At 52.0% G+C, this 20,787-nt stretch carries 21 protein-coding genes; 16 read left to right on the top strand and 5 right to left on the bottom strand.

The window, feature by feature from the left end:
• Positions 1 to 39 precede the first annotated feature (39 nt).
• The 6 genes from DW091_RS12840 (at position 40) to DW091_RS12815 (ending at position 4,395) form a co-directional block, all read left to right on the top strand.
• Positions 40 to 1,044 carry a DUF3089 domain-containing protein gene (locus DW091_RS12840; protein WP_118518328.1) on the top strand — a complete coding sequence of 335 codons (1,005 nt, stop codon included), beginning with the start codon at positions 40 to 42 and terminating at the stop codon, positions 1,042 to 1,044.
• Between the two features lie 38 nt (positions 1,045 to 1,082).
• Entirely contained in the window at positions 1,083 to 1,535 is a 453-nt protein-coding gene (locus DW091_RS12835) for a DUF2975 domain-containing protein (protein ID WP_096919624.1), read from the top strand.
• Between the two features lie 11 nt (positions 1,536 to 1,546).
• Positions 1,547 to 1,774 (top strand): helix-turn-helix transcriptional regulator, encoded by a 228-nt coding sequence (locus DW091_RS12830; protein ID WP_058694174.1) that lies wholly within the window; start codon positions 1,547 to 1,549, stop codon positions 1,772 to 1,774.
• 186 nt (positions 1,775 to 1,960) lie between these two features.
• The gene (locus DW091_RS12825; RefSeq protein WP_118518327.1) at positions 1,961 to 3,487 is read left to right on the top strand and encodes a DUF4173 domain-containing protein; all 1,527 of its coding nucleotides are present in this window, start codon (positions 1,961 to 1,963) and stop codon (positions 3,485 to 3,487) included.
• A gap of 82 nt (positions 3,488 to 3,569) precedes the next feature.
• Positions 3,570 to 3,965 carry a DUF134 domain-containing protein gene (locus DW091_RS12820; protein ID WP_058694176.1) on the top strand — a complete coding sequence of 132 codons (396 nt, stop codon included), beginning with the start codon at positions 3,570 to 3,572 and terminating at the stop codon, positions 3,963 to 3,965.
• Positions 3,966 to 3,975: 10 nt separating this feature from the next.
• Complete coding sequence (locus DW091_RS12815) at positions 3,976 to 4,395, top strand: NifB/NifX family molybdenum-iron cluster-binding protein (RefSeq protein WP_118518372.1); 420 nt, start codon at positions 3,976 to 3,978, stop codon at positions 4,393 to 4,395.
• 22 nt (positions 4,396 to 4,417) lie between these two features.
• Here the strand turns inward: DW091_RS12815 and DW091_RS12810 are convergent, their stop codons facing one another.
• Positions 4,418 to 5,011, bottom strand: coding sequence for a TetR/AcrR family transcriptional regulator (locus DW091_RS12810; RefSeq protein ID WP_058694178.1), 594 nt, complete (start codon positions 5,009 to 5,011; stop codon positions 4,418 to 4,420).
• Positions 5,012 to 5,200: 189 nt separating this feature from the next.
• Here DW091_RS12810 and ftsH point away from each other — a divergent pair, with 189 nt between their 5' ends.
• Positions 5,201 to 7,036 (top strand): ATP-dependent zinc metalloprotease FtsH, encoded by a 1,836-nt coding sequence (gene ftsH, locus DW091_RS12805; protein WP_118518326.1) that lies wholly within the window; start codon positions 5,201 to 5,203, stop codon positions 7,034 to 7,036.
• Between the two features lie 195 nt (positions 7,037 to 7,231).
• Positions 7,232 to 7,459 (top strand): hypothetical protein, encoded by a 228-nt coding sequence (locus DW091_RS12800; RefSeq protein WP_058694180.1) that lies wholly within the window; start codon positions 7,232 to 7,234, stop codon positions 7,457 to 7,459.
• A 49-nt stretch (positions 7,460 to 7,508) separates the two neighbouring features.
• Here the strand turns inward: DW091_RS12800 and DW091_RS12795 are convergent, their stop codons facing one another.
• Together DW091_RS12795 and DW091_RS12790 are read right to left on the bottom strand one after the other, a co-directional pair.
• Positions 7,509 to 8,966: a helicase HerA-like domain-containing protein gene (locus DW091_RS12795; protein WP_118518325.1), complete on the bottom strand. Its 1,458-nt coding sequence runs from the start codon at positions 8,964 to 8,966 to the stop codon at positions 7,509 to 7,511.
• 119 nt (positions 8,967 to 9,085) lie between these two features.
• On the bottom strand, positions 9,086 to 9,574 hold the full coding sequence (locus DW091_RS12790; RefSeq protein ID WP_058694182.1) for a GNAT family N-acetyltransferase: 489 nt from the start codon (positions 9,572 to 9,574) through the stop codon (positions 9,086 to 9,088).
• Between the two features lie 133 nt (positions 9,575 to 9,707).
• Between DW091_RS12790 and DW091_RS12785 the strand changes: the two genes are divergently transcribed.
• On the top strand, positions 9,708 to 10,289 hold the full coding sequence (locus tag DW091_RS12785; RefSeq protein ID WP_275477602.1) for a sugar O-acetyltransferase: 582 nt from the start codon (positions 9,708 to 9,710) through the stop codon (positions 10,287 to 10,289).
• 44 nt (positions 10,290 to 10,333) lie between these two features.
• Here the strand turns inward: DW091_RS12785 and DW091_RS12780 are convergent, their stop codons facing one another.
• Entirely contained in the window at positions 10,334 to 11,950 is a 1,617-nt protein-coding gene (locus DW091_RS12780) for a polysaccharide biosynthesis protein (protein WP_118518324.1), read from the bottom strand.
• Between the two features lie 55 nt (positions 11,951 to 12,005).
• Complete coding sequence (locus tag DW091_RS12775) at positions 12,006 to 13,160, bottom strand: M20 family metallopeptidase (RefSeq protein ID WP_118518323.1); 1,155 nt, start codon at positions 13,158 to 13,160, stop codon at positions 12,006 to 12,008.
• A gap of 126 nt (positions 13,161 to 13,286) precedes the next feature.
• On the opposite strand from DW091_RS12775, the gene DW091_RS12770 reads away from it, so the two are divergent.
• The 7 genes from DW091_RS12770 to DW091_RS12740 all read left to right on the top strand — a co-directional run bounded on the left by DW091_RS12770 (position 13,287) and on the right by DW091_RS12740 (position 20,286).
• The gene (locus tag DW091_RS12770; protein WP_058694186.1) at positions 13,287 to 14,009 is read left to right on the top strand and encodes a lantibiotic protection ABC transporter ATP-binding protein; all 723 of its coding nucleotides are present in this window, start codon (positions 13,287 to 13,289) and stop codon (positions 14,007 to 14,009) included.
• Positions 14,003 to 14,761: a lantibiotic immunity ABC transporter MutE/EpiE family permease subunit gene (locus DW091_RS12765; RefSeq protein WP_058694187.1), complete on the top strand. Its 759-nt coding sequence runs from the start codon at positions 14,003 to 14,005 to the stop codon at positions 14,759 to 14,761. The genes DW091_RS12770 and DW091_RS12765 overlap by 7 nt, the downstream gene beginning before the upstream one ends.
• The gene (locus DW091_RS12760) at positions 14,762 to 15,532 is read left to right on the top strand and encodes a lantibiotic immunity ABC transporter MutG family permease subunit (RefSeq protein WP_118518322.1); all 771 of its coding nucleotides are present in this window, start codon (positions 14,762 to 14,764) and stop codon (positions 15,530 to 15,532) included. It begins immediately after the preceding gene.
• Positions 15,533 to 15,604: 72 nt separating this feature from the next.
• Complete coding sequence (locus tag DW091_RS12755; RefSeq protein WP_118518321.1) at positions 15,605 to 16,264, top strand: response regulator transcription factor; 660 nt, start codon at positions 15,605 to 15,607, stop codon at positions 16,262 to 16,264.
• Positions 16,255 to 17,646 (top strand): HAMP domain-containing sensor histidine kinase, encoded by a 1,392-nt coding sequence (locus tag DW091_RS12750; RefSeq protein WP_118518320.1) that lies wholly within the window; start codon positions 16,255 to 16,257, stop codon positions 17,644 to 17,646. The genes DW091_RS12755 and DW091_RS12750 overlap by 10 nt, the downstream gene beginning before the upstream one ends.
• Positions 17,647 to 18,098: 452 nt before the next feature.
• Positions 18,099 to 18,794, top strand: coding sequence for a response regulator transcription factor (locus DW091_RS12745; RefSeq protein ID WP_118518319.1), 696 nt, complete (start codon positions 18,099 to 18,101; stop codon positions 18,792 to 18,794).
• Positions 18,778 to 20,286, top strand: coding sequence for a HAMP domain-containing sensor histidine kinase (locus DW091_RS12740; protein ID WP_224168799.1), 1,509 nt, complete (start codon positions 18,778 to 18,780; stop codon positions 20,284 to 20,286). Before DW091_RS12745 ends, DW091_RS12740 begins: the two co-directional genes overlap by 17 nt.
• Positions 20,287 to 20,787: the final 501 nt, after the last annotated feature.

Genomic DNA, 20,787 nt, shown 5'->3' with positions numbered 1-20,787 from the left:
AATGGGTACAATTGTTGTAACAGCAAGGAGAAATAAGCAATGAAACTGAGCAGTATTAAAGCACCAGATTACAAACAATTGAAAAACTGGGCGGCTTCGCCTCACAAGCCCTCTCCCAGTGACCTTGTCCCTTCTTTTCTGCCGGAGGAAGACTTCAATAAAGCGGCGGATGTTTTCTTTATTCATCCAACGACCTATCTATGCCAGAAGCATGGCCGGTGCAGTATTATGCTTGACCGGACAGAGATGAACCGGATGAGGGCCAGAGCCAACGATGAACCGTGGAACAGCGATACTGACGACACAGCCCTTAACGCCTTTACCGACCGGGGAACGATCCGGATGCAGGCCAGTGTGTTTAACCGATGCGCCAGAGTTTTTGCGCCGAGGTACCGCCAGGCCCATGTGAAAACTTTTTTTCTAAAGCCCTCAGACGCGGTTCAGGCCGCCTTCGATATGGCCTACTCGGATATTCGCAATGCCTTCAGCTATTATCTTGAGCATGAAAACAACGGCCGGCCAGTGATCATCGCAGGACACAGCCAGGGAAGCTTTCACGGGCTTCGGCTGCTGAGAGAATTTTTCGACGGCACCAGCCTCCAGAGACAGCTGGTGTGCGCCTATCTGCCGGGCTTTCAGATTCCCCATGGCCAGTTCAGGCACCTTCCCTTTGCCAATACGCCGGAAATGACCGGCGGCTATCTGGGCTGGAGAAGCTATCAGCGCGGCACTGTGCCAGAGGACCTGCCCGCTGAAAAGGGAGACTCCCTGTGTGTTAATCCCTTTGTCTGGAACGATACCATTTTCAAAATATCACTGGGAAAAAGGGTCTGTGGGATTGAGGACTGTACCCATGTGATGCCTCAGGGAATGGCGGCTGCCATTGAGCCCAGAACCGGGGTGCTGCTGGTAGATTTGCCGGATGCGGCGCCTGAGAAGATGAAACGGCATCAAAATCTGCATTTATACGATTATAGCCTTTTTTGGCTTTGTATTCGGGAAAACGCTGGGCTTAGAGTGCAGGAATTTATTGATAAACAATAAAAAATATGGTATCTTAAGGGTAAAGAGGAGGTTCTGTTATGTGGAATGAAACAAAAAGCCTGGCGTTGTCCAAGCTGTGTGTAAGGCTTTTTATGGCGCTGCTCATAGGCTTTGGTGTCAGCGCGCCGTTCTGGTTAAGAAGCCTTCTGGCCTTTTACTCAGAGCTGGGACTGGAGGCTTTTTACGCCTATTTTTTGATGACCATTTACGCCTGCTGCGTCCCGGCGGCGCTGCTTTTATACCATTTGTACCGGCTTTTAAACAACATTGGGTTGGACCAGGTTTTTAACGATGAAAATGTCCGCCACCTCCGGGTTATCTCCTGGTGCTGTATTGCGGCTGGATTGATCTGCCTGATTTCAGGGCTTTACTATCTTCCGTGGCTCTTGCTTGCTGTAGCGGCAGCCTTTATCGGGCTAATCCTGCGGGTGGTAAAAAACGTGATTCAGCTGGCTGTGGTCTTAAAAGATGAGAATGACTACACAATTTAGGGGGAGCCAAGATGCCGATTGTTGTTAATATTGATGTTATGATGGCAAAGCGTAAAATGTCAGCCGGTACACTGGCAGAGAAAATTGGCATTACCCCTGCTAATTTGTCGATTCTTAAAAACAATAAAGCCAAGGCAGTGCGCTTTACAACGCTTTATGCCCTGTGCAGGGCGCTGGACTGCCAGCCGGGAGATATTCTTGAGTATATACCTGATGAAGAGATGGGTAGCAGTGATTAAAAAGGACGACCGTCCGAAACAGACGGTCGTCCTTTTTTGATGTTTATCAATCGATAATTATCGAAAAACAATAAAAACTACTTGAAAAACAGAAAATATCATGTTATACTGTCCTCAATGTAAGAAGTGTTTTGAGAAATTAAGAGCTCAAAGCGTGCATGCAGCTTCTGCACAGGAGGACTTACAGTGAAAGAAAATACAATTTATCTGAAAAGCCAGGAAACGCAGCAAGTGTCTGTTGACGAAAAACTTTTGGCGTCAATGTCGCTGTTCATGGCCTATGTTTTTGTACGCTGCTTTATTCCCGGCCACTATGGATTTCTGGGAATGACTGTAACGCTGTTTACAGGGGTGTTTGCTTTGGCAGGCGGCTTTTATTTTCATAAAAAGGGGCTCGTTTTTACAGGGGAAGGGCTTTATTGGCTTGTGATGGCATTGGCTTTGGGAGGTAGCTATACGCTTTTTGTCAACCAACGCTTAAGCGTGCTGATGCTTCCAGTCCTTTTTGCCATGCTGGCCTATTGGGTAATGAGCGCCGCTGGCGCGAGAACCGGCAGTGGGCGCTTCTTCCTGTCCGATCTGTTTAATGCGTTTCTGGTGCTGCCGCTCTTTAATTATACGAGGGAATGGCATGTTTTTAAAAAAATGGGCAGCGGAAGCAGCACAGGTCATGTCCTGAAGGCTGTTTTGTTAGGGCTTGTCATTGGCGTACCGGTTCTTTTGGTGGTGCTTTATCTGCTGGTTGAGGCTGACGCGGCTTTTCAGGCAATGATCGGGCGCTTGTTTTTTAACGTACCTCAAATGCTGCTGGAGGTTTTGAGGCTCGCGTTGGCACTGGTTTTGTCAGCTTATTTCTTTGGGCTGTTTTACGGCGCGTGCAAAAAAGAAAAAACAGCATTTGATGCTGCAGCTCTGGAAACAGGGAAGCAAAAGGTGAAAAAGCTGCCGGCGGTCACAGGCTGCACAGTTCTTGGCCTTTTGTGCCTGGCCTATTTTATGTTCTTTGCCGCCCAGGGTGGCTATTATTTCTCAGCTTTTTGGGGAAGCCTGCCGGGTGGAGGCATAACCACAGCCGAGTATGCCAGACGCGGTTTTTTTGAGCTGTGCCAGGTTTCAGTCATCAATCTTTTGGTAATGGGGGCAGGGCAGCTTTTTTTAAGAGAGGCTCAAAAGACTGCCCGCATACTGCTCAAGGGCCTGAATGTAACGCTGTGTATTCTTACATTGCTGCTCATCGCCACAGCGCTCAGCAAAATGTTTTTATACATCGAGCGGTTTGGTATGACACAGCTCCGGGTTTTTACCAGCTGGTTTATGCTTCTGCTGGCCCTGTTCTTTATTGTGCTGATCATTCGCCAGTTCAGGGACTTTGCAGTTATGAGGACCTGTGCGATGGTGGCAGGGGTCATGGTTGTGCTGCTCAGTTATACGAATATGGACAGGATGATCGTTTCCTACAACCTTTCAGCTTACGAAAAGGGCCAGCTCCAGGAGCTGGATATGGCTACCCTGGCGGCCTGCGGCCCAGCGGCGATTGAGCCGGTAAAGGCCTTTTATGAGCAGACTGAGGATGCCGAGGCCAGAGAACGCATCGAGGCTTACCATCACGCTGAGTACGCCTCTTATCTGGCAGAAGCACGTTTTTACGGCTACAGCCTGGAATATGAGAGGGCGTCTGCGCTTTGGAAAATGGATTGGAAGGCCGCGGAATAAAAGGCTGATTTAAAAGATTATTGACATATGCCCATAATGACGGTATAATAAAGACAGATGAACCACTGAGGGAGGAATAAAAATGCCAAGGCCAACGAAACGCAGGCGGATATGCGGACTGCCTGAGGGAAAAATATTTGTCTGTGCAGACGTGTGTGAAAAGCAGGCCGAGCCAGTGGTGATGACGCTGGAGGAATACGAGACCGTCCGGCTCATTGACCATGTCGGCCTTAACCAGGAAGAGTGTGCAGAACAGATGGCAGTGGCCCGGACAACGGCCCAGCGCATTTATAACAGCGCCCGGTCTAAGCTGGCGGAGCATCTGATTACAGGCGCGACGCTCAAAATAGAGGGCGGAAGCTATGATATCTGTACCGACCGGGAATGCGGCTGCAGAATGCGGCAATGTGGCAAAAGACAATGTGGCTGTCATCAGGAAAAGGGACACTGTCCTAAAAAAAACGAAAAAGAGGAATGAGGTATTAACATTGAGAATTGCAGTTACTTACGAAGATGGACATGTATTTCAGCATTTTGGGCATACCAGCCAGTTTAAGATTTATGATGTCGACGCAGACCAGATTCTGGCCTCGCAGGTCGTGGACACCAACGGTGTTGGACACGGGAGCCTGGCGGGCTTTTTAAAGGACGAGTCCGTCGATTTGTTAATCTGCGGCGGCATTGGCGGCGGAGCCCAGAATGCCCTGATGAACGCGGGTATTCTGTTTAAAGGCGGCGTAGCCGGCAATGCGGATCAGGCGGTTCAGGCTTATATGAACGGCACACTGGACTATAACCCCAATGTTCACTGCGACCATCACGACCACGCCCACAGCGAGGGCTGTGGACACCATCACGAAAACGGGGGCTGCGGCCAGCACGACCATAGCTGCGGGCATCATCATTAATCGAATAAAAAAGGCGATGGTTTTATGCCATCGTCTTTTTGTTTTGGCCAAAGGCCAGAATGCCGCCCTCGATAAACTGGTTAAGGGCATGATTGACCGATTCCGGCGAGTAGATGTCCCGGTGCTGCATACAGTTTTGGAGAACACCAGCGCAGCCGTAGGTGATAAAGGTGGTGCAGATCTCCTGGGACAGGGAATCGCCTTCAAATATTTTTGTATAGCTTTCATTGGATAGAAGCTTTTCCTTAAAGACCTTGTGAAGCTTTTTAAAAAACATTTCGGATTCTCTGGAGTTGAGAAGTCTCTGGCTGAGCTTAATATCCTTGTTCAGATAACAGTCGATGGGGTACATCATATCTCCGATGTTTTCAACCGAATTGTTCAGATTGTCAAGAAAATGGCTGAGGTTTTCGATGGCCTCATCCTCAATCTGCTCGAGGACGTCATAAACGTCACGGTAATGGGCGTAAAAGGTGCCCCGGTTGATGTCGGCCCTGTCGGCAATGTCCTTTACCGTAATTTTTGAAATCTCTTTTTCAGCAGCCAGCTCCATAAAAGCTGTTTTTATAAGCTTGCGCGAACGAATGGCGCTTCGGTATTCTGCTTTACTTCCCATGGATTAAGCTCCTTTTAAGTTGAATTTTATAAAATCAAACAAATTTTCTTTAAATGTTCAATTTTGGACAAAAGTCGATGTATTGTTTATTGAAAGAAGTGGTTTCCTTTATTATAATACAACCAACGTACAAAAATCAACATTTGTTTAATTTTATTGGAGTGTTTAAAAATAATCAAAGGAGAAAAAATGGAACAGAAAAAACCCCCCAGAAAACCCCTTATATTTTATTATCTGATCGGACTGGTTATCATCATGCTTCTCAATGCGCTGGTATTCCCATCGCTGATGAAGGAGCAGGTAACCGAGGTTGATTACGGAACCTTTTTATCTGCCATCGACAGTGGAACCATCGATGCGGTTGAAATAAATAACGATGAAATTGTGTATAAGACAAAGGACGGCAGCGGTAAGGAGACGATTTACAGCACTGGTAAAATGGACGATCCGGACCTGGTCAACCGTTTGTCTGCCGCCAAGGGCACCAACGACCAGGGCAAAATTTCCTTTACCCAGATTGCACAGCAGAGGACATCCCCCATTATCAGCTTCCTGCTCACATGGATTCTGCCCTTCCTGCTGATCTTTGGAATCGGACAGCTCATGGGCAACAGGCTTCAGAAAAAAATGGGCGGCAATGCCATGACCTTTGGCAAGAGTAACGCGAAAATATACGTCGAGGCGAAAACGGGCAAAACCTTTAAGGATGTGGCCGGCCAGGATGAGGCCAAGGAGGCCCTGACAGAGATTGTCGATTTTCTGCACAATCCTAAAAAATATGCCGACATCGGCGCGAACCTGCCAAAGGGCGCTCTGCTTGTGGGCCCTCCGGGAACCGGTAAAACCCTTCTGGCAAGAGCTGTCGCGGGTGAGGCTAAGGTCCCGTTCTTCTCGATCTCGGGCTCTGAATTTGTGGAAATGTTTGTTGGTATGGGCGCGGCCAAGGTTCGAGACCTGTTTAAGCAGGCAACCGATAAGGCGCCGTGTATTGTCTTTATTGACGAGATTGACACCATTGGCAAGAAGCGTGACAGCAAGGGCTTTACCGGAAACGACGAGCGTGAGCAGACCCTTAACCAGCTGCTGTCTGAGATGGATGGCTTTGACGGCAAAAAAGGCGTGGTTATCCTGGCCGCTACCAACCGCCCGGAAACCCTTGACCAGGCGCTGCTGCGCCCGGGCCGTTTTGACCGGAGAATTCCGGTTGAGCTGCCTGATCTCAATGGCCGTGAAGCGATTTTGAAGGTTCATTCTCAGGATGTCAAGATGGATCATAATATTGACTATAACGCCATAGCCCGGGCCACTGCCGGGGCCTCCGGCGCGGATCTGGCCAATATCATCAATGAGGCGGCTCTCCGGGCAGTGCGGTGCGGACGCAACATGGTGAAGCAGAATGACCTTGAGGAAAGTGTTGAGGTTGTCATTGCGGGCTACCAGCGCAAAAATGCGGCTATATCCTCAAAGGAAAAGGAAATCGTGGCTTACCATGAGGTGGGGCATGCCCTGGTGGCAGCAAAGCAGACGGACTCGGCGCCCGTACACAAGATTACCATTATCCCGCGTACTTCTGGAGCCCTCGGCTACACCATGCAGGTGGATGAGGGTGAACACAACCTCATGAGCCGGGATGAGATATATAATAAGATCACCACCTTTACAGGCGGCAGAGCGGCTGAGGAAATTATATTCAACTCAGTAACCTCCGGCGCGTCCAATGACATTGAGCAGGCCACGCGTCTGGCGCGGGCCATGGTGACCCGTTTTGGCATGAGCAAGGATTTTGGCATGGTGGCTCTGGAGACAGTGGACAATCCGTATCTGGGCGGCGACACCTCGCTGGCCTGCTCCGCTGAGACCGCTGCCCGTGTGGACCGGGAAGTCATGGATATCATCGGCAGCGCCCATGAGAAGGCCATTGGTATCTTAAAGGATAACCAGGAAAAACTCCACGAGCTGGCCCGTTATCTGCTGGAAAAGGAAACCATCACAGGAGAGGAATTCATGGAGATTCTGAACCGTTAAGACAACAAAACGGTGACCGTACGAAACGGGCGGTCATCGTTTTTTTATTTTTTGAAGTGATCAAACGGCTTTTGGCAGGTGCTTATGGGATTTTACCGAAAAGACCTCCTTAATACGGTTATTGTAATCGAAGATTCGGCGTGATTGTGATATAGTAGGATAAAGATGAATAATTAAATTTTCAGGAGGAATCAGATGAGTATTCAGGAAAAATTCAGCGATGCGATGGAACGTATTAAGTCAGATCCGAATCTGGCCAACGAGTTTAAGGAAGATCCTGTTAAAACAGCCGAATCTGTTTTGGGGGTGGACTTGCCGGACGAACAGGTCGAAGGCTTTATCAATCATATCAAGGACAATGTGGATTTGAGTGAAATTAAAAGCCCGTCAGACCTTTTTAACTCCATTAAGCATTTATTCTAAACTAAAAAACCAACGGCGTACAGCACCGTTGGTTTTATTTTTTTCTTTATCAGCGTTTAAGAACATCGAAGAGCCCGCGTACCAGGCTTTTTCCAACCTCGCGGCCAATGGTGGACAGCGCGCTGTCAGCAGCTTTTTCAAAAGAGGATTTCTGGTGTCTGGGCGTGGCCTCTTTGGCTGGCTTTTTTTCTTTCTCTGCCGGGGCGGCTTCCTGGGCTGGGGCCTCAGCCTGCTGCTGGAGGTCCTCATAGGCAGATTCGCGGTCAATGGTGTCCTTATATTTGGCGTTAAAGGGGCTCTGCTCGATCAGGCCGCTCCGGGTATCGGGGGCGGCGGGACCCATGTGGCTCTGCGGCGGGAGGATAAAGCAGCGCTCGACCACGGTGGGGCGTCCCTCTTCATCCAGGCAGGATATCAGGGCTTCGCCAGTGCCTAAATCGGTGATGGCTTCCTCAGTTTTAAATTCCGGGTTGGGCCGAAAGGTTTCGGCTGCGGTCTTGATGGCCTTTTGCTCGGATGGCGAGTAGGCCCGGAGCGCGTGCTGAATGCGGTTGCCAAGCTGTGAGAGGATGGTGTCCGGCATGTCGGTTGGGCTTTGTGAGATGAAGTAGATGCCCACCCCCTTTGAGCGGATCAGGCGCACGACCTGCTCGATCTTTTCGAGGAGAACTTTGGGCGCGCCTTTAAAAAGCAGATGCGCTTCGTCAAAGAAAAAGACCATCTTGGGCGCATCCAGGTCGCCGGCTTCAGGAAGAACCTCAAAAAGGTCGGACATGAGCCAGAGCAGAAAGGTGGAGTAGAGCGCCGGGGTCTGGATAAGCTCGACGCAGTCCAGAATATTGATGATGCCCAGGCCGTTTTCATCGGTTTGAATCCAGTCCATGATGTCTAAAGCGGGTTCACCGAAGAACTGGTCGGCGCCCTGGTCCTCCAGGGCCAGGATGGCGCGCAGAATAGCGCCGACGCTCTGGGAGGAGATGTTGCCGTATTCCATTTTCAGATCCTTGGCGTTGTTGCCAACATACTGGAGCATGGCTTTGAGGTCCTTAATGTCAATGAGCAGCAGGTTTTTCGCGTCGGCTACTCTGAACACAATGTTCAGAATACCGGACTGGGTATCATTAAGATTGAGGAGCCGTGACAGCAGCAGAGGCCCCATCTGGGATATGGTAGTGCGGATGGGGTGCCCCTGTTTGCCGAGAAGGTCCCAGAAACGTACCGGGTAGGGCTTATAGCCGAACTGGTCGCCCAGACCGAATTTTTCAATGCGTTTTTGCATATCCTCACTGTCGATTCCAGGCTCACAGGTGCCGGAGAGGTCCCCTTTTACGTCTGCCAGAAAGACCGGGACACCGAGCTCGCTGAACGATTCGGCCAGCACCTTCAGGGTGATGGTTTTACCAGTACCGGTGGCGCCTGCCACCAGACCATGCCGATTGGCCATCTTGGGCAGGAGATAAACAGGCTGTTCGCCTTTTGCAATCCAGATTTTATCGTCAGTATACATGTGCTTTCCTCCATAAGTAATCTATCTTAATTATACTCGAGGCAGAAAGTACAGCGGCGTTGAAAATGGTAAAAACAGGACGAATTTGGAAAAAATAAAAAAACAGCCCCGCGGGACTGTTAAAAGGCTAAAAGCATATCATACCAAACGGCGCCGCCGTGGGTCGAGCCCGAAACACCCAGGTTCTGATACCCAAAGCCTTCGTAAAAGGTGATCAGCTTTTCCTTGCAGGTGAGAATTAAGCCCTCTCTGCCGAAATCCATGGCTTTATGAATAAAATAGGTCATTAAAATGGTCGCGATGCCCTTATGCTGCCAGTCTGGCAGAACGTCCAGCCCAAAAATACTCTGGTAGCGGCCGTCAGGATTGTGGCGGGAGCTGTCCTCAAAGAGAATGTCCGAAATGGTTTCGTCATCGGTGACGCAGCCGTTAATCATGCCGACGATCTGTCCTTCGACCTCTGCGACAAAAAAGCTTTCCGGGAAGGTCTCGATGCGTTTTTCAAAGGCGGCGGGGCCTGCCGCTTCGGCAGGCGGAAAACAAGCGGCCTCCAGGGCAGCGATTGATGGAAGATCCTCAGGCCTGGCTTGCCGGATACGTATATTCATACAAAATTTACCTCACTTAATCAATGCTGAGATAAGTATACACCTTTGTTAATAAGAGAGCAAGGGGGTAGGCCAAAGCAAATTTATTTGTTATAATTTATGATAAGCAAATAAAAAACAGAGTGAGGAAATAATGACAGAAAAAGAAAAAATGCTGGCTGGACAGCTCTACTGTGCCGAGGACGAAGAGCTGTCTTTTGAGCGGATGAGAGCGCATGAGCTCTGCCGCCAATTTAATCTGACAACAGAATATGAGCTGCCGCACCGCCACATGATTATCGGGCAGCTTTTCGGACGCCTTGGAAAGAACTTCACGGTTGAGCCGAGCTTTAAGTGTGATTACGGCTATAACATAACCGCAGGCGATAATCTGTATATTAATTTTGACGCTATTCTTCTGGATGTCTGCCCGATTACCATTGGGGACAACTGCTTTATGGCGCCCCGTGTCTGTATTTTTACGGCATGGCACCCATTGGTCAGCCATGAGCGCAACACCCTTCAGGAGGGCGGCAGCCCTGTGACCATCGGGGACAATGTGTGGATTGGGGGCAATGCCACCATCAACCCGGGAGTAACGATCGGCAGCAATGCGGTGATCGGCTCCGGCTCTGTGGTGACAAAGGATATACCGGATAATGTGGTGGCAGCCGGCAACCCGGCGAGGGTGCTCCGTGAGATAACAGATGCGGACAGAATGATGGCAGAACGCTAAAAAAAGCGCGCGCCTGTATGGAACGCGCTTTTTTAATGCCTGCATTACGACGCTTTTGGCGCCAGTTTCTGTATTTTTTTGACCAGGGGCAGTAAAAGCCGTTTGCCTGGCAGAAGGTCCAGCTCATCCTCGGTGAGAATACCAAAGAAAATAATCAAAAAGAAATAAATAACCGCAGCCACAATAATGGCGGCAAGAACCGAGACAGTGTTGCCGGTACGGGGCAGCAGAAAATTGTAGCAGCCAAGAGCCGACATGCCCATGATGGCCGAGGCGATAAAGGGCTTGACCAGCGTGCCGGTATAGCTTAGCCGGACGTGGGTATAGCGGCGGATAAACAGGAAATTGACGACCATCAAAAAGATAAAAGTCAGCATCGTGCTCAGGACAACCCCGTAGATGTTGAGCGCAGGGACGGCCATGAACACATAGCTGCAGCCAATGCGTACCACAGAGGCGCCCAGCAGCGCAATGAGCGGGATGATAAAACGGTCGATGGACTGTAAAATGCTCTGGAAGGTATTGGAGAGCATGATAAAAATGGTCGCGAAGGCATAGACTTCCATGATGGCAGCGCCGTGCTCAGAGCCGGGGAAGATCAGCGTGAAGATACCGTCTGAGAGCACAGACAGGCCGATGCAGCAGGGCAGAGCCACCAGCACGACCAGCCGGATGGCGGTGTTGATGCGCTCGTTGATGCCGGCCTGATCCTTAAGGGCAAAGGATTCCGAGATGGCGGGGATCATGGCAGCAGCGAAGGTGGCGCTGATGCTTAAAGGGATGTTGACAAAGGTATCGGCATAGGAGAAATCCCCCATAAGGGCTGTGGCCGTATAGGAATCGAACCCTGCCAGCGCCAGCCGGTCCACATACATCATGGCGTCGGCAAAGGAGAAAAAGGTGATCATGGCAGAGGTGAGCGTAACCGGAACCGCGATGAGTACCAGGCGTTTCAAAATTTTTTTGCGCGTCAGAGGAACTCTGCGGCTGGTTTTGAGCAGCAGGGCTCTGTGCTTCCGGGTAAAATAAAAATGCCAGACAATCAAGAGCAGGCAGGCCGCCAGACTGCTGATGGTGGTTCCCAGGTAAGCGCCGCCGACGCCAAGGCTGACGTTTTGCAGCATGACCACACAGTACCAGCACAAAAAGACGCCCAGCACAATGCGGACAACCTGCTCGATTACCTGGGAGATGGCCGTGGGCAGCATATTCTGAAAACCCTGAAAGTAACCGCGGTAGACCGAGCAGACCGCCACGATCAGCGGGGAGAAGGCAATACCCTGGATGGCATAGATGCTCTCAGGCGGCCAGTTGGTCACCTCGATGAGCCAGCCGGCCCCAAAAAACAGGAAAAGGCTGGAAAGCCCGCCCAGCACAAAGAGGGTGAGCAGGGAGACCTTGAAAACATTGGTGACAGCCCTGAAATCTCCGATGGCTACATTTTCTGAAATCATTTTAGAGACAGCCACCGGAAAGCCAACCGTGGATACCATCAGCAGAAGGCTGTAAATGCTAAAGACATTTGAGAAAATGCCGTTGCCGTAGCTGCCCACCAGATTGCTGATGGGAATACGGAAAAGGATGCCGATCAGTCTTACAAAGATACCGGCGGCGGCGAGAATGGCCGCGCCCTTAACCCAGCTTTTTTCTGTTTTACTCATATATTATATTCTCCTTGATTAATGTATGTCGTGACCGTACGAAACGGACGGTCGTCTAAAACGAGAGCAGCATTTTATAGAGCGTTTCCAGTGCCGGACCAAAGATGCCCTCGTTAAAATCAAATTTGGGATGGTGGATAGGGTAATTGGGGGCAGTGCCCTGGGCGGCAAAGAAGACGATGCGCAGGCCCGGGAGCTCCTTAAAATACCATCCAGCGTTATCGCCGACCAGAAAAGGCGAGCCGGAGAGGACACATCGGCTGCCAAAGACTGTCTGGCCCGCGGCAAAGCCCTTTTGGATAAGGCGGGGATCGTTGATGACCGCAGGGGTTCTGTGAGACAGGCCGATACGGATCTGAGTACCAGTTCGTTTTTCGGTGTTCTCTGCCATGCGCCGGATGGCGGAGAGCAGGAGATCAAAGTCCGATTCTGTAAAGGCGCGCAGAGTCCCCTCCATGACACAGGCGTCAGGAATGACATTGGATTTAACGCCGCCATTGATGGTGCCAAATCCAATAATAAAAGGCCTCTGGGTGACGGCCGTGGCGTTGAGGCCCTCGATATCACATAATAATGAAGCCGCTGCGCTGACCGCGCTGTTGCCAAGGGAGGCTTCTGCCCAGTGGCCTGAGGAACCTGTAACCTCGATTTTGAGGCCCGCGACTGTGGCCGTAGAGGCCTCCTCCTGTATTTCCATGCCAAAGGGCTCAGAATTGGCGAAATGAAAGATGATGAGCTGATCAGGCTTCGGTGATTCCAGCGCCCCGCCATCCATCAGCAGCCTGGCGCCGCGGCCGGTTTCCTCGGCTGGCTCAAACAGAAAACGGATATTGGTGGACAGCTCATCTTTATGCGCGCTTAAAAGCCTGGTCAGCCCCAGAGTGAGGGCAGTGATCCCGTCATGGCCGCAGGCGTGGGATACGCCTGGCGTCCGGGAGGCGTAGGGAACAGCTTTTTCATCGGCAATGGGCAGCGCGTCAATCTCGGCCCGGATGGCGGTGGTAGGGTAACCGGGATTGACGATAAGGTCAGCGACCACACCAGTGGGCTCGATACGGCGGTGTGGGATGGACAGGGCGTCCAGGTGGGCCTCAATGCAGTCCGCGGTCTGGTATTCCTCAAGGCTCAGCTCAGGGTTCTGATGGAGCTGCCGCCGCAGCAGGATGATTTCCGGCAGCAGCGCGTGGATTTCAGTTTTAATTTGAGTCATTAAAATCCTCCGGTGGTGGGTTGAAAAGATGTTTTTTCAATTATACCATAAAATTTCCGCAATCCTTATAAATTCCTGAAAATTGCCTTATATACTAGAAGCATCAAAAAAGTAAGGAGTGATAACATGACTGAATATTTGTTGGAAACGCGGGCTCTGAGCAAGAGCTTTAAGAAAACAGAGGCTGTCAAAAAGCTGAACCTGAGGGTAAGAAAAAATACGATCTACGGCCTTCTGGGCCCCAATGGAGCGGGCAAGTCCACCACCCTCAAAATGATGACCGGCATGCTGCGGCCCACCGCCGGCGAGATTATTTTTAACGGGCACAGCTGGTCCAGAAAAGACCTTGAAAACATGGGAGTCCTGATTGAGTGGCCGCCCCTTTATGACAACCTGACCGCAGAGGAAAACCTGAAGGTCCGCACGACGCTGCTGGGTCTTCCGGAAAAACGGATCGGGCAGGTGTTAAAAATTGTTGACCTTAAAAATACTGGCAGCAAGCGCGCCGGGCAGTTCTCCATGGGGATGAAACAGCGTCTGGGGATCGCTCTGGCGCTGCTGGGCAGCCCGAAGCTGCTGATTCTGGACGAGCCCACCAATGGCCTGGACCCCATCGGAATCCAGGAGCTGCGGGAGCTGATCCGTTCCTTTCCGGGGCATGGAATCACAGTGATACTGTCCAGCCACATTCTTTCAGAGGTCGAGCTTATGGCCGATGATATCGGCATTATCAGCGACGGGGTGCTGGGCTACCAGTCAAAAATTCATAAAGGAGAGGACCTGGAGGCTTTGTTTATGCAGGTCGTTAAGAATAGCCGTGCGCAGGAGGGAGGAAGCGTATCATGCTAAAACTAATGAAGGCAGAGAACATGAAATTTAAACGGACATTCAGCCGTATGCTGATTTTTCTGGGGCCTCTGGGGCTCATACTTCTGAGCTTTACCTTTGGCTTTGGCTACTATCAGGTCAACGCCTTTAACTGGTGGTATACGCTGATCTACCCGGGCTGTATTGCGCTGTTCGCAGCCCTTTCAAACCAGAAGGACGGGAATAAAAAGCTTAAATATCAGAACCTATACGCAGTGCCGGTGGACCTCAGAGCGTCCTGGCTGGCTAAAATGGGTGTGGCTGCGTTTTATGTGCTTCTGAGCTGCGGTGTGGTGCTCCTGGGCATTATTCTGGGCACTGAAATCAAAGGCTTTTTCTGGGAGGGGACAACCCTGCCGCTTTCAGACACTATTTTACCCATGGTACTGGGGATGGCTGTGGTCTTTCTGACCAGTGTATGGGAGATACCCCTTTGCTTTATGCTTGCCAAAAAGCTTGGCTTTCTGGGAGCAGTGCTGCTCAATGTGGGCGTGGGCACCGTCGGCGGCGTCATACTGGCGGAGCAGGGCTTCTGGTTCATGATCCCATACTCCTGGACGCCCCGTGCGATGTGTCCGGTGCTGGGCATCAGGCCAAACAATCTGCTGGTAGAGCCTGGAAGCCCTCTGCTTGACGCGAGCGTGGTTCCGGTGGCGATTGTGCTGTCTCTGGTACTGTGCGCAGCCCTGACCCTTCTCTGCGTGCGCTGGTTCAGCAAAAAGGAGGCGGCATAAATGAAAAGCTTTTTCAGGTCTTTAAAGGCCGAATCTCTTAAAATAAAACACACGCCCATTTTGTGGCTGCATCTGATCATTCCCCTTGTGGGGGTGTGCCTGTTTCTTTTTTACAGCGCCATATCGGCATGGAGCACAGAGGTTCTGGTGACCTTTTATTTTGAGGCGCTGGCCCTGGCTTTTCCAATGCTCATTGGTATTGTCTGCGGCATGGCAGCCTCCCAGGAGGAGCAGGCCGGCGGTTTTCAGAACTTGCTCGGGGTGCTGCCGTCCAGGCTGGTTCCGTTTTTAGGAAAGTTCGGGTTCCTCGCGGTTCTGGGGCTTGGCGCGCTGGCGGCAGCTGTCGGCCTTTACGGAGTGGGCTTTGCCCTGCTGCCGGGCCAGCAGGTTGTGCCGGCGCTTCTGTATCTGAAGCTGGCAGGCGCTCTGTTTGCTTCTGATTTATTTTTATATTTACTCCACCTCTGGATCAGCCTGCGTTTTGGCAAGGGCGCGTCTATTTCTGTGGGGGTTGCGGGTTCGCTGGTGTCGGCGCTGATGCTGACAGGCCTCGGGGAAGGAATCTGGTATTTTATTCCCTGGGGATGGGGCGTGCGCTTCTGCGATATGGCTGTGATAAAAGCGCTGACGGCCCCGACGGTGGAAGGACTCGCGTTTATCCAGAACGAAAACACCGTGGGATGGCTGGCTGTCGGCTGCGCCACCTTGTTCCTTTTTGCGCTCTGTCTGCTCTGGTTTAAGCGTTGGGAGGGGAGAAGCGCCAGCGAATAATTAGTGCTTGTGCGCCGGGGCGCAAAAGGCTATACTGATGGTAGAAATATGGAAACAACAGGAGGGGACACGATGGCGAGAATATTGGCAGTTGACGATGAAAAGGGTATTTTAAATCTGGTGAAGCGTGTGCTGGAAAAGGATGGACATCAGGTCAGAACCCTGTCAGACCCAGGAGAGCTTTCCATGAGCGGACTTGAGGCCTTTGACCTCATCCTTCTGGATGTGATGATGCCTGGAACCGATGGCTTTACCCTCTGCCGGGAGCTTCGGGAAAATGTGGACTGTCCTATCCTTTTCCTGACCGCCAAAACCATGGAGAAGGATATTATGTACGGCCTGGGTATTGGCGGCGACGACTACATTACCAAGCCCTTTGGAAACGGTGAGCTGAGAGCCAGAGTGGCAGCGCATCTGCGGCGTGAAAAGCGTGAAAAGCGCAGCATGCTGAGTCTGGATGGCATAAGGTTTAACCTCGGCGCCCATGAGGTGATGGCAGGAGAGCATAAGGTACCTTTGACCAAAAGCGAGTATGCCATCTGTGAATTCCTGGCCAGAAACCACGGGCAGGTCTTTTCCAAGGAACAGATCTACGAGGCGGTGTACGGCTACGAGGGTGAGGGAGACAGCTCTGCCATTGCGGAGCATGTCAAAAATATCCGGGCAAAGCTGAGTGTTTACGGCTGCGCGCCCATTGAAACGGTCTGGGGGATTGGGTATAAATGGCAATGAGAGCGCATCCTAAAAAGATCAGCAGGCTTATCTTAATCTATGCCTGTCTGCTCGTTTTGTCCTTTGTGGTGGTGCTGGTCATGGCTGCCGGCGCCCTGACCGAGATTATCACATCGGACCAGTTCGTCCCGGCCAACAGTGTGGAGAACGCGATCCAGGACCAGAAGGAGGCCATCCAGGCCGCAGAGCCCTTTGATGCGTCACTTGTCCCGGAGGGGAGCCGCTACGCGCTAATTGACCACGATGGTCAGGTGCTTGATACCGATATGGATCCAAAAATGCTGGCAGAGGCCCGGGAGTATGCCCAGAGAGGGCAGAACCTCTTTGGCGATCGGTTTTATTATCAGATTCCCCGGGCCGATGGGGTTTGTGTCCTTCAATACTATATCAAGGCGTCCTATAAGGACGAGGCACTAAACCAGAAGCTTCCCTCTCCGGAGTGGCTGATGAATGCGGTGATCATCACAGCGGCAGCGCTCTATATTCTGGTGATCTTTTTAGGCACCAGAGCATTCAGCAAACGCTTGAAAAATGAGCTGGCCCCGCTCATGGAGGCTACAAATGCCATCCGGAATCAGGATCTGGAATACAGGGCCGGCCCATCTGGTATATGGGAGTTTAACCAGGTGCTTAGCTCCATGGATGATATGCGCCTCGCCTTGAAAGAATCTCTGGAGCAGCAGTGGCGTGAGAAGCAGGAAAAGCAGGAGCAGATCAGCGCGCTGGCCCACGATATCAAGACACCGCTGACCATTATAAAAGGGAACAGCGAGCTGCTCGCCGAGGATGACCTGAGGGTGGACCAGGCCGAATGTGTCCGCTATATCCACGATAACGCCGAGGTCATTGAGGAGTACACGCGCCTCTTGATGGAGGTGTCCCAGGACAGAGCGGCCTGGAATCTGAGTGCAGAGGCCATCCCGGCCGCGGCCTTTATGGAGCAGATAAAAAAACAGGCCGAGGGCTATGCTGCCGGGAAGCAGATACAGCTGCGCTTTGACACTGAGCACCTGCCGGAGGCCTTTGCCGGCGACCGTGGGCTGCTGACCCGGGCGGTCATGAATATCATTGCCAACGGCGCCGACTATACGCCAGAGGGCGGCAGCCTCAGCCTTAAGGCAGAGGGAGACGGCAGTGTGATCTCCATAACCGTCACAGACGGCGGACCAGGGTTCAGCGCAGACGCGCTCAAAAACGCGGCCCGTAAATTTTACATGGGCGACAAAAGCAGGAGCGCCCAAAAACACTATGGTATGGGGCTCTACATTACAGACAGTATTATCAGGCAGCACGGCGGCAGCCTGTGTTTGGAGAATGATCTCCAGACTGGCCACGGCAGAGTGGTGATCAAATTGAAAGGTACAGGCAATTTTGGGATGTAGATAAATGTTATCATAAAAAGGAAAAGCGTTAAAAAGAAGCTTGACCAGTTGAAAGTTGAAGGTGGAAAGTGGAAAGTTCAGGTGCAAATCTGCCGCTGGGGCAAATTTGATTGGATGCGGCCTGCGGCCGCTAATGGACTCCTGGACTGTAATCTGTAGGGAACCACGCCCCCGTGGTTCCGCGGCATTTGATCTGCCCTGGCGGCACGATACCTGCTTCAGTTTGTCCGTAAGGCGGCAAGCTATGGGGCAGACCTCGAAGGCGTCGTATCCTGCTTAATCGCTTTGGCGTCAGCCAAAGGGTTCGTTAACCTTCCACCTTCCACCTGGATTGCTTCTTGCTTTAATTTTGCATATACATTTCAAATTTGACAACCGTCTAACTTTCGTCATCCTTTTGTCATACTTCTGAGGTATAATAGGCGTAAGGAAATTTATGCGAGGTAAAGAATATGGAAAAAATGCTGATTGCGGATGATAACAGGCAGATAACAGCAGTGCTCACAGCCTACGCGCGTAAGGAGGGCTTTGAGCCTGTTGTCGCCTATGACGGTGAGGAGGCCCTCGCCGCCTGCAGGCGGGAAGCCCCGGCAGTTATTCTGCTGGATGTAATGATGCCAAAGCTTGACGGCTTTGAGGTCTGCAGGCGAATACGAGAGGAATCGGCCGTTCCCATTATTATGATAACAGCCAGGGGCGAAGACTTTGAGAAAATCATGGGGCTGGACATTGGCGCCGATGATTATATTGTCAAGCCCTTTTCCGGCGGAGAGGTTATGGCGCGGGTGCGGGCTATTCTGCGGCGGCTGTCCCGGGATGGCGGAGCCAGACATCAGTTTTTCAGCTATAAGGGCCTGACCATCGATCTGGACACCTATACCACAACGGTGGACGGCGAGGCAGTACCGCTCACTAAAAAAGAGACAGAGCTGCTCTGGACCCTTGCCACGAACCGGCAAAAGGTCTTTTCAAGGGACAACCTGCTGGACGCTGTGTGGGGCTATGACTATTACGGCGATAACCGCACGGTCGATTCCCATATCCGGCGCCTGAGGGCCAAGCTGGGAAAAAGAGAGCATCCCGGGTGGAGCGTCGCGACCATCTGGGGGGTTGGGTATCGCTTTGAGGTGAATGATGAGGAAGCGTAGCATTGCTTTTAAGCTGGGACTCTATTTTGCGTTGGCCCTTCTGGCCTTTGCGCTGGTGGCAGGCTCGGTGTTTTTTCTGCTGTTTAAAAAGCAGAATGTCGCGCTGACCCAGAAGCAGCTGGAGGACCGGGCAGGCGCCATAGCGGATACCTTTGGCACCTTTATATCCGCCGAAGGCAGCAGAGACGGAAAGCATGGCGAGGGAAGCCGCGGGGCAGGGAACGGCAATGGCATGGGCTACGCGGCCTATATCCGTTTTTTGGACGATATCGCCATGGCGGATGTGTGGGTCGTGGATGCCGACCACAACCTGGTAACGCCATCCACCCACGAAGGCCACCAGACCCCGGCGTCTACCTATAACTACGCCGATCTGCCGGCCGATGCCGAAACGGTGGTAGACCAGGCTTTTGGGGGGCAGGTCACTGCGAGCGAGGGCTTCTCGGGCCTGCTAAACGCCCCGACGCTGACGGTTGGGGCCCCGGTCCGGGACAGCTCGGGCAATATACAGGCCGTGGTGCTGCTTCACTCGCCGGTGGAGGGGATTGAGAGCGCAGCCAATGAGGGCTTTAGAACCCTGGCCATCAGCCTGTGCGTGGCGCTGGTGATCGGGATTGGTTTTGCGGTGCTGCTGGCCCGCAGCTTCACAAAGCCCATGAAAGAAATGCAGGTAATGGCCGGGCGGCTGGCCGGGGGTGATTATACAGCCGCGAGCCACATCAAGCGGCAGGATGAGATCGGGCAGCTGGCCGGTTCGCTGGATACCTTAAGCCATCAGCTTAAGCTTTCCAGTGAGGAGCACGAGCGGTTCCAGAAAATGCAGCAGGCCTTTTTCTCAAATATCTCCCATGAGCTTAAAACCCCGGTGACAGTGCTCTGCGGCTCTTTAGAAGCTCTGGCCGGCGGCGTGGTGACGGATCCGGCTCAGGTGGCTGCCTATCATCAGGAAATGTACGCGGAAAGCCTGGCTCTTAAACGGCTGGTCAATGACCTGCTGGACCTGTCCAGACTCCAGAATGCCGAGTTCAGCCTTAACCTGGAGCAGGTGAATCTCTGTGATATCATCAGCGAGGTGCGGCGCAGTGCCCAGAATATGGCAAAGGAAAAGGAACTGACTGTCACCACTGAGGTGGACACGGGCGTTTACTTTATGCAGGGTGACTACCTGCGCCTGCGGCAGCTGCTCATGATTGCCATGAGCAACGCCATAAAATTTTCACCAGGGGGCGGACAGATTGAAATGCGCCTGTCTGAGCATACGCTTACCATTACCGATCATGGCTGCGGCATCAGCGCGGAGGATCAGAAGCATATTTTTGAACGCTTTTATAAAACCCTGTCCGAGGAAAATGCCGAGGGAACCGGTCTGGGACTTCCCATCGCCAAGGAGATCGCAGAGCGGCACAAAATTGGCCTGACGGTCACAAGCGAAGAAGGTCAGGGCACAACTGTGACGCTGGAGCTGCCCGGCAAAGAGAACACGACCGTATGAAACGGACGGTCGTGGTGGAGACGGAGGTTGCAGTGCAGCGAGGAACCAGCAATGGATTTTCTTTAGGATGCCGCAAATCGCGGCACTCTTACCTCACAGCTTCGATGGTCTGCGCAACTCTGTACAAATTTGTCTGGTCATGAGACCATAGGCTCAGTTCGGTAAAGTGCCGCGCTCTGCAGCGGGACAGATAGAAAATCCATTGCTTCCTCAGAAAATTGACAAACTGGTATACAGCTCTGTGAAACTTGATAAGATTTATACTGCCCTCTCACTCTTAGGCGCTGCACCGCAAAACCACCATTTGTAGAGGAGCCGAAGGATATTCTCCCCGTGTGGCGCGAGCAGGGTACTTTACCGAACTGAGCCTGCGGTCTCATTGAGAAAGAAGGTTGCACATTTTTCGCAGACCGCCGAAGCTGTGAGGTAAGAGTACCCTGATTGTGCCACATACCTGAATATCCTTCGGCGGATTTTGGCTACACTCTGTTGCGACCGTCC

The organism is Eubacterium sp. AM05-23, from assembly GCF_003477535.1.
Lineage (GTDB): Bacteria > Bacillota > Clostridia > Eubacteriales > Eubacteriaceae > Eubacterium > Eubacterium maltosivorans.
This window is presented reverse-complemented; position numbering and strand designations above follow the sequence as displayed.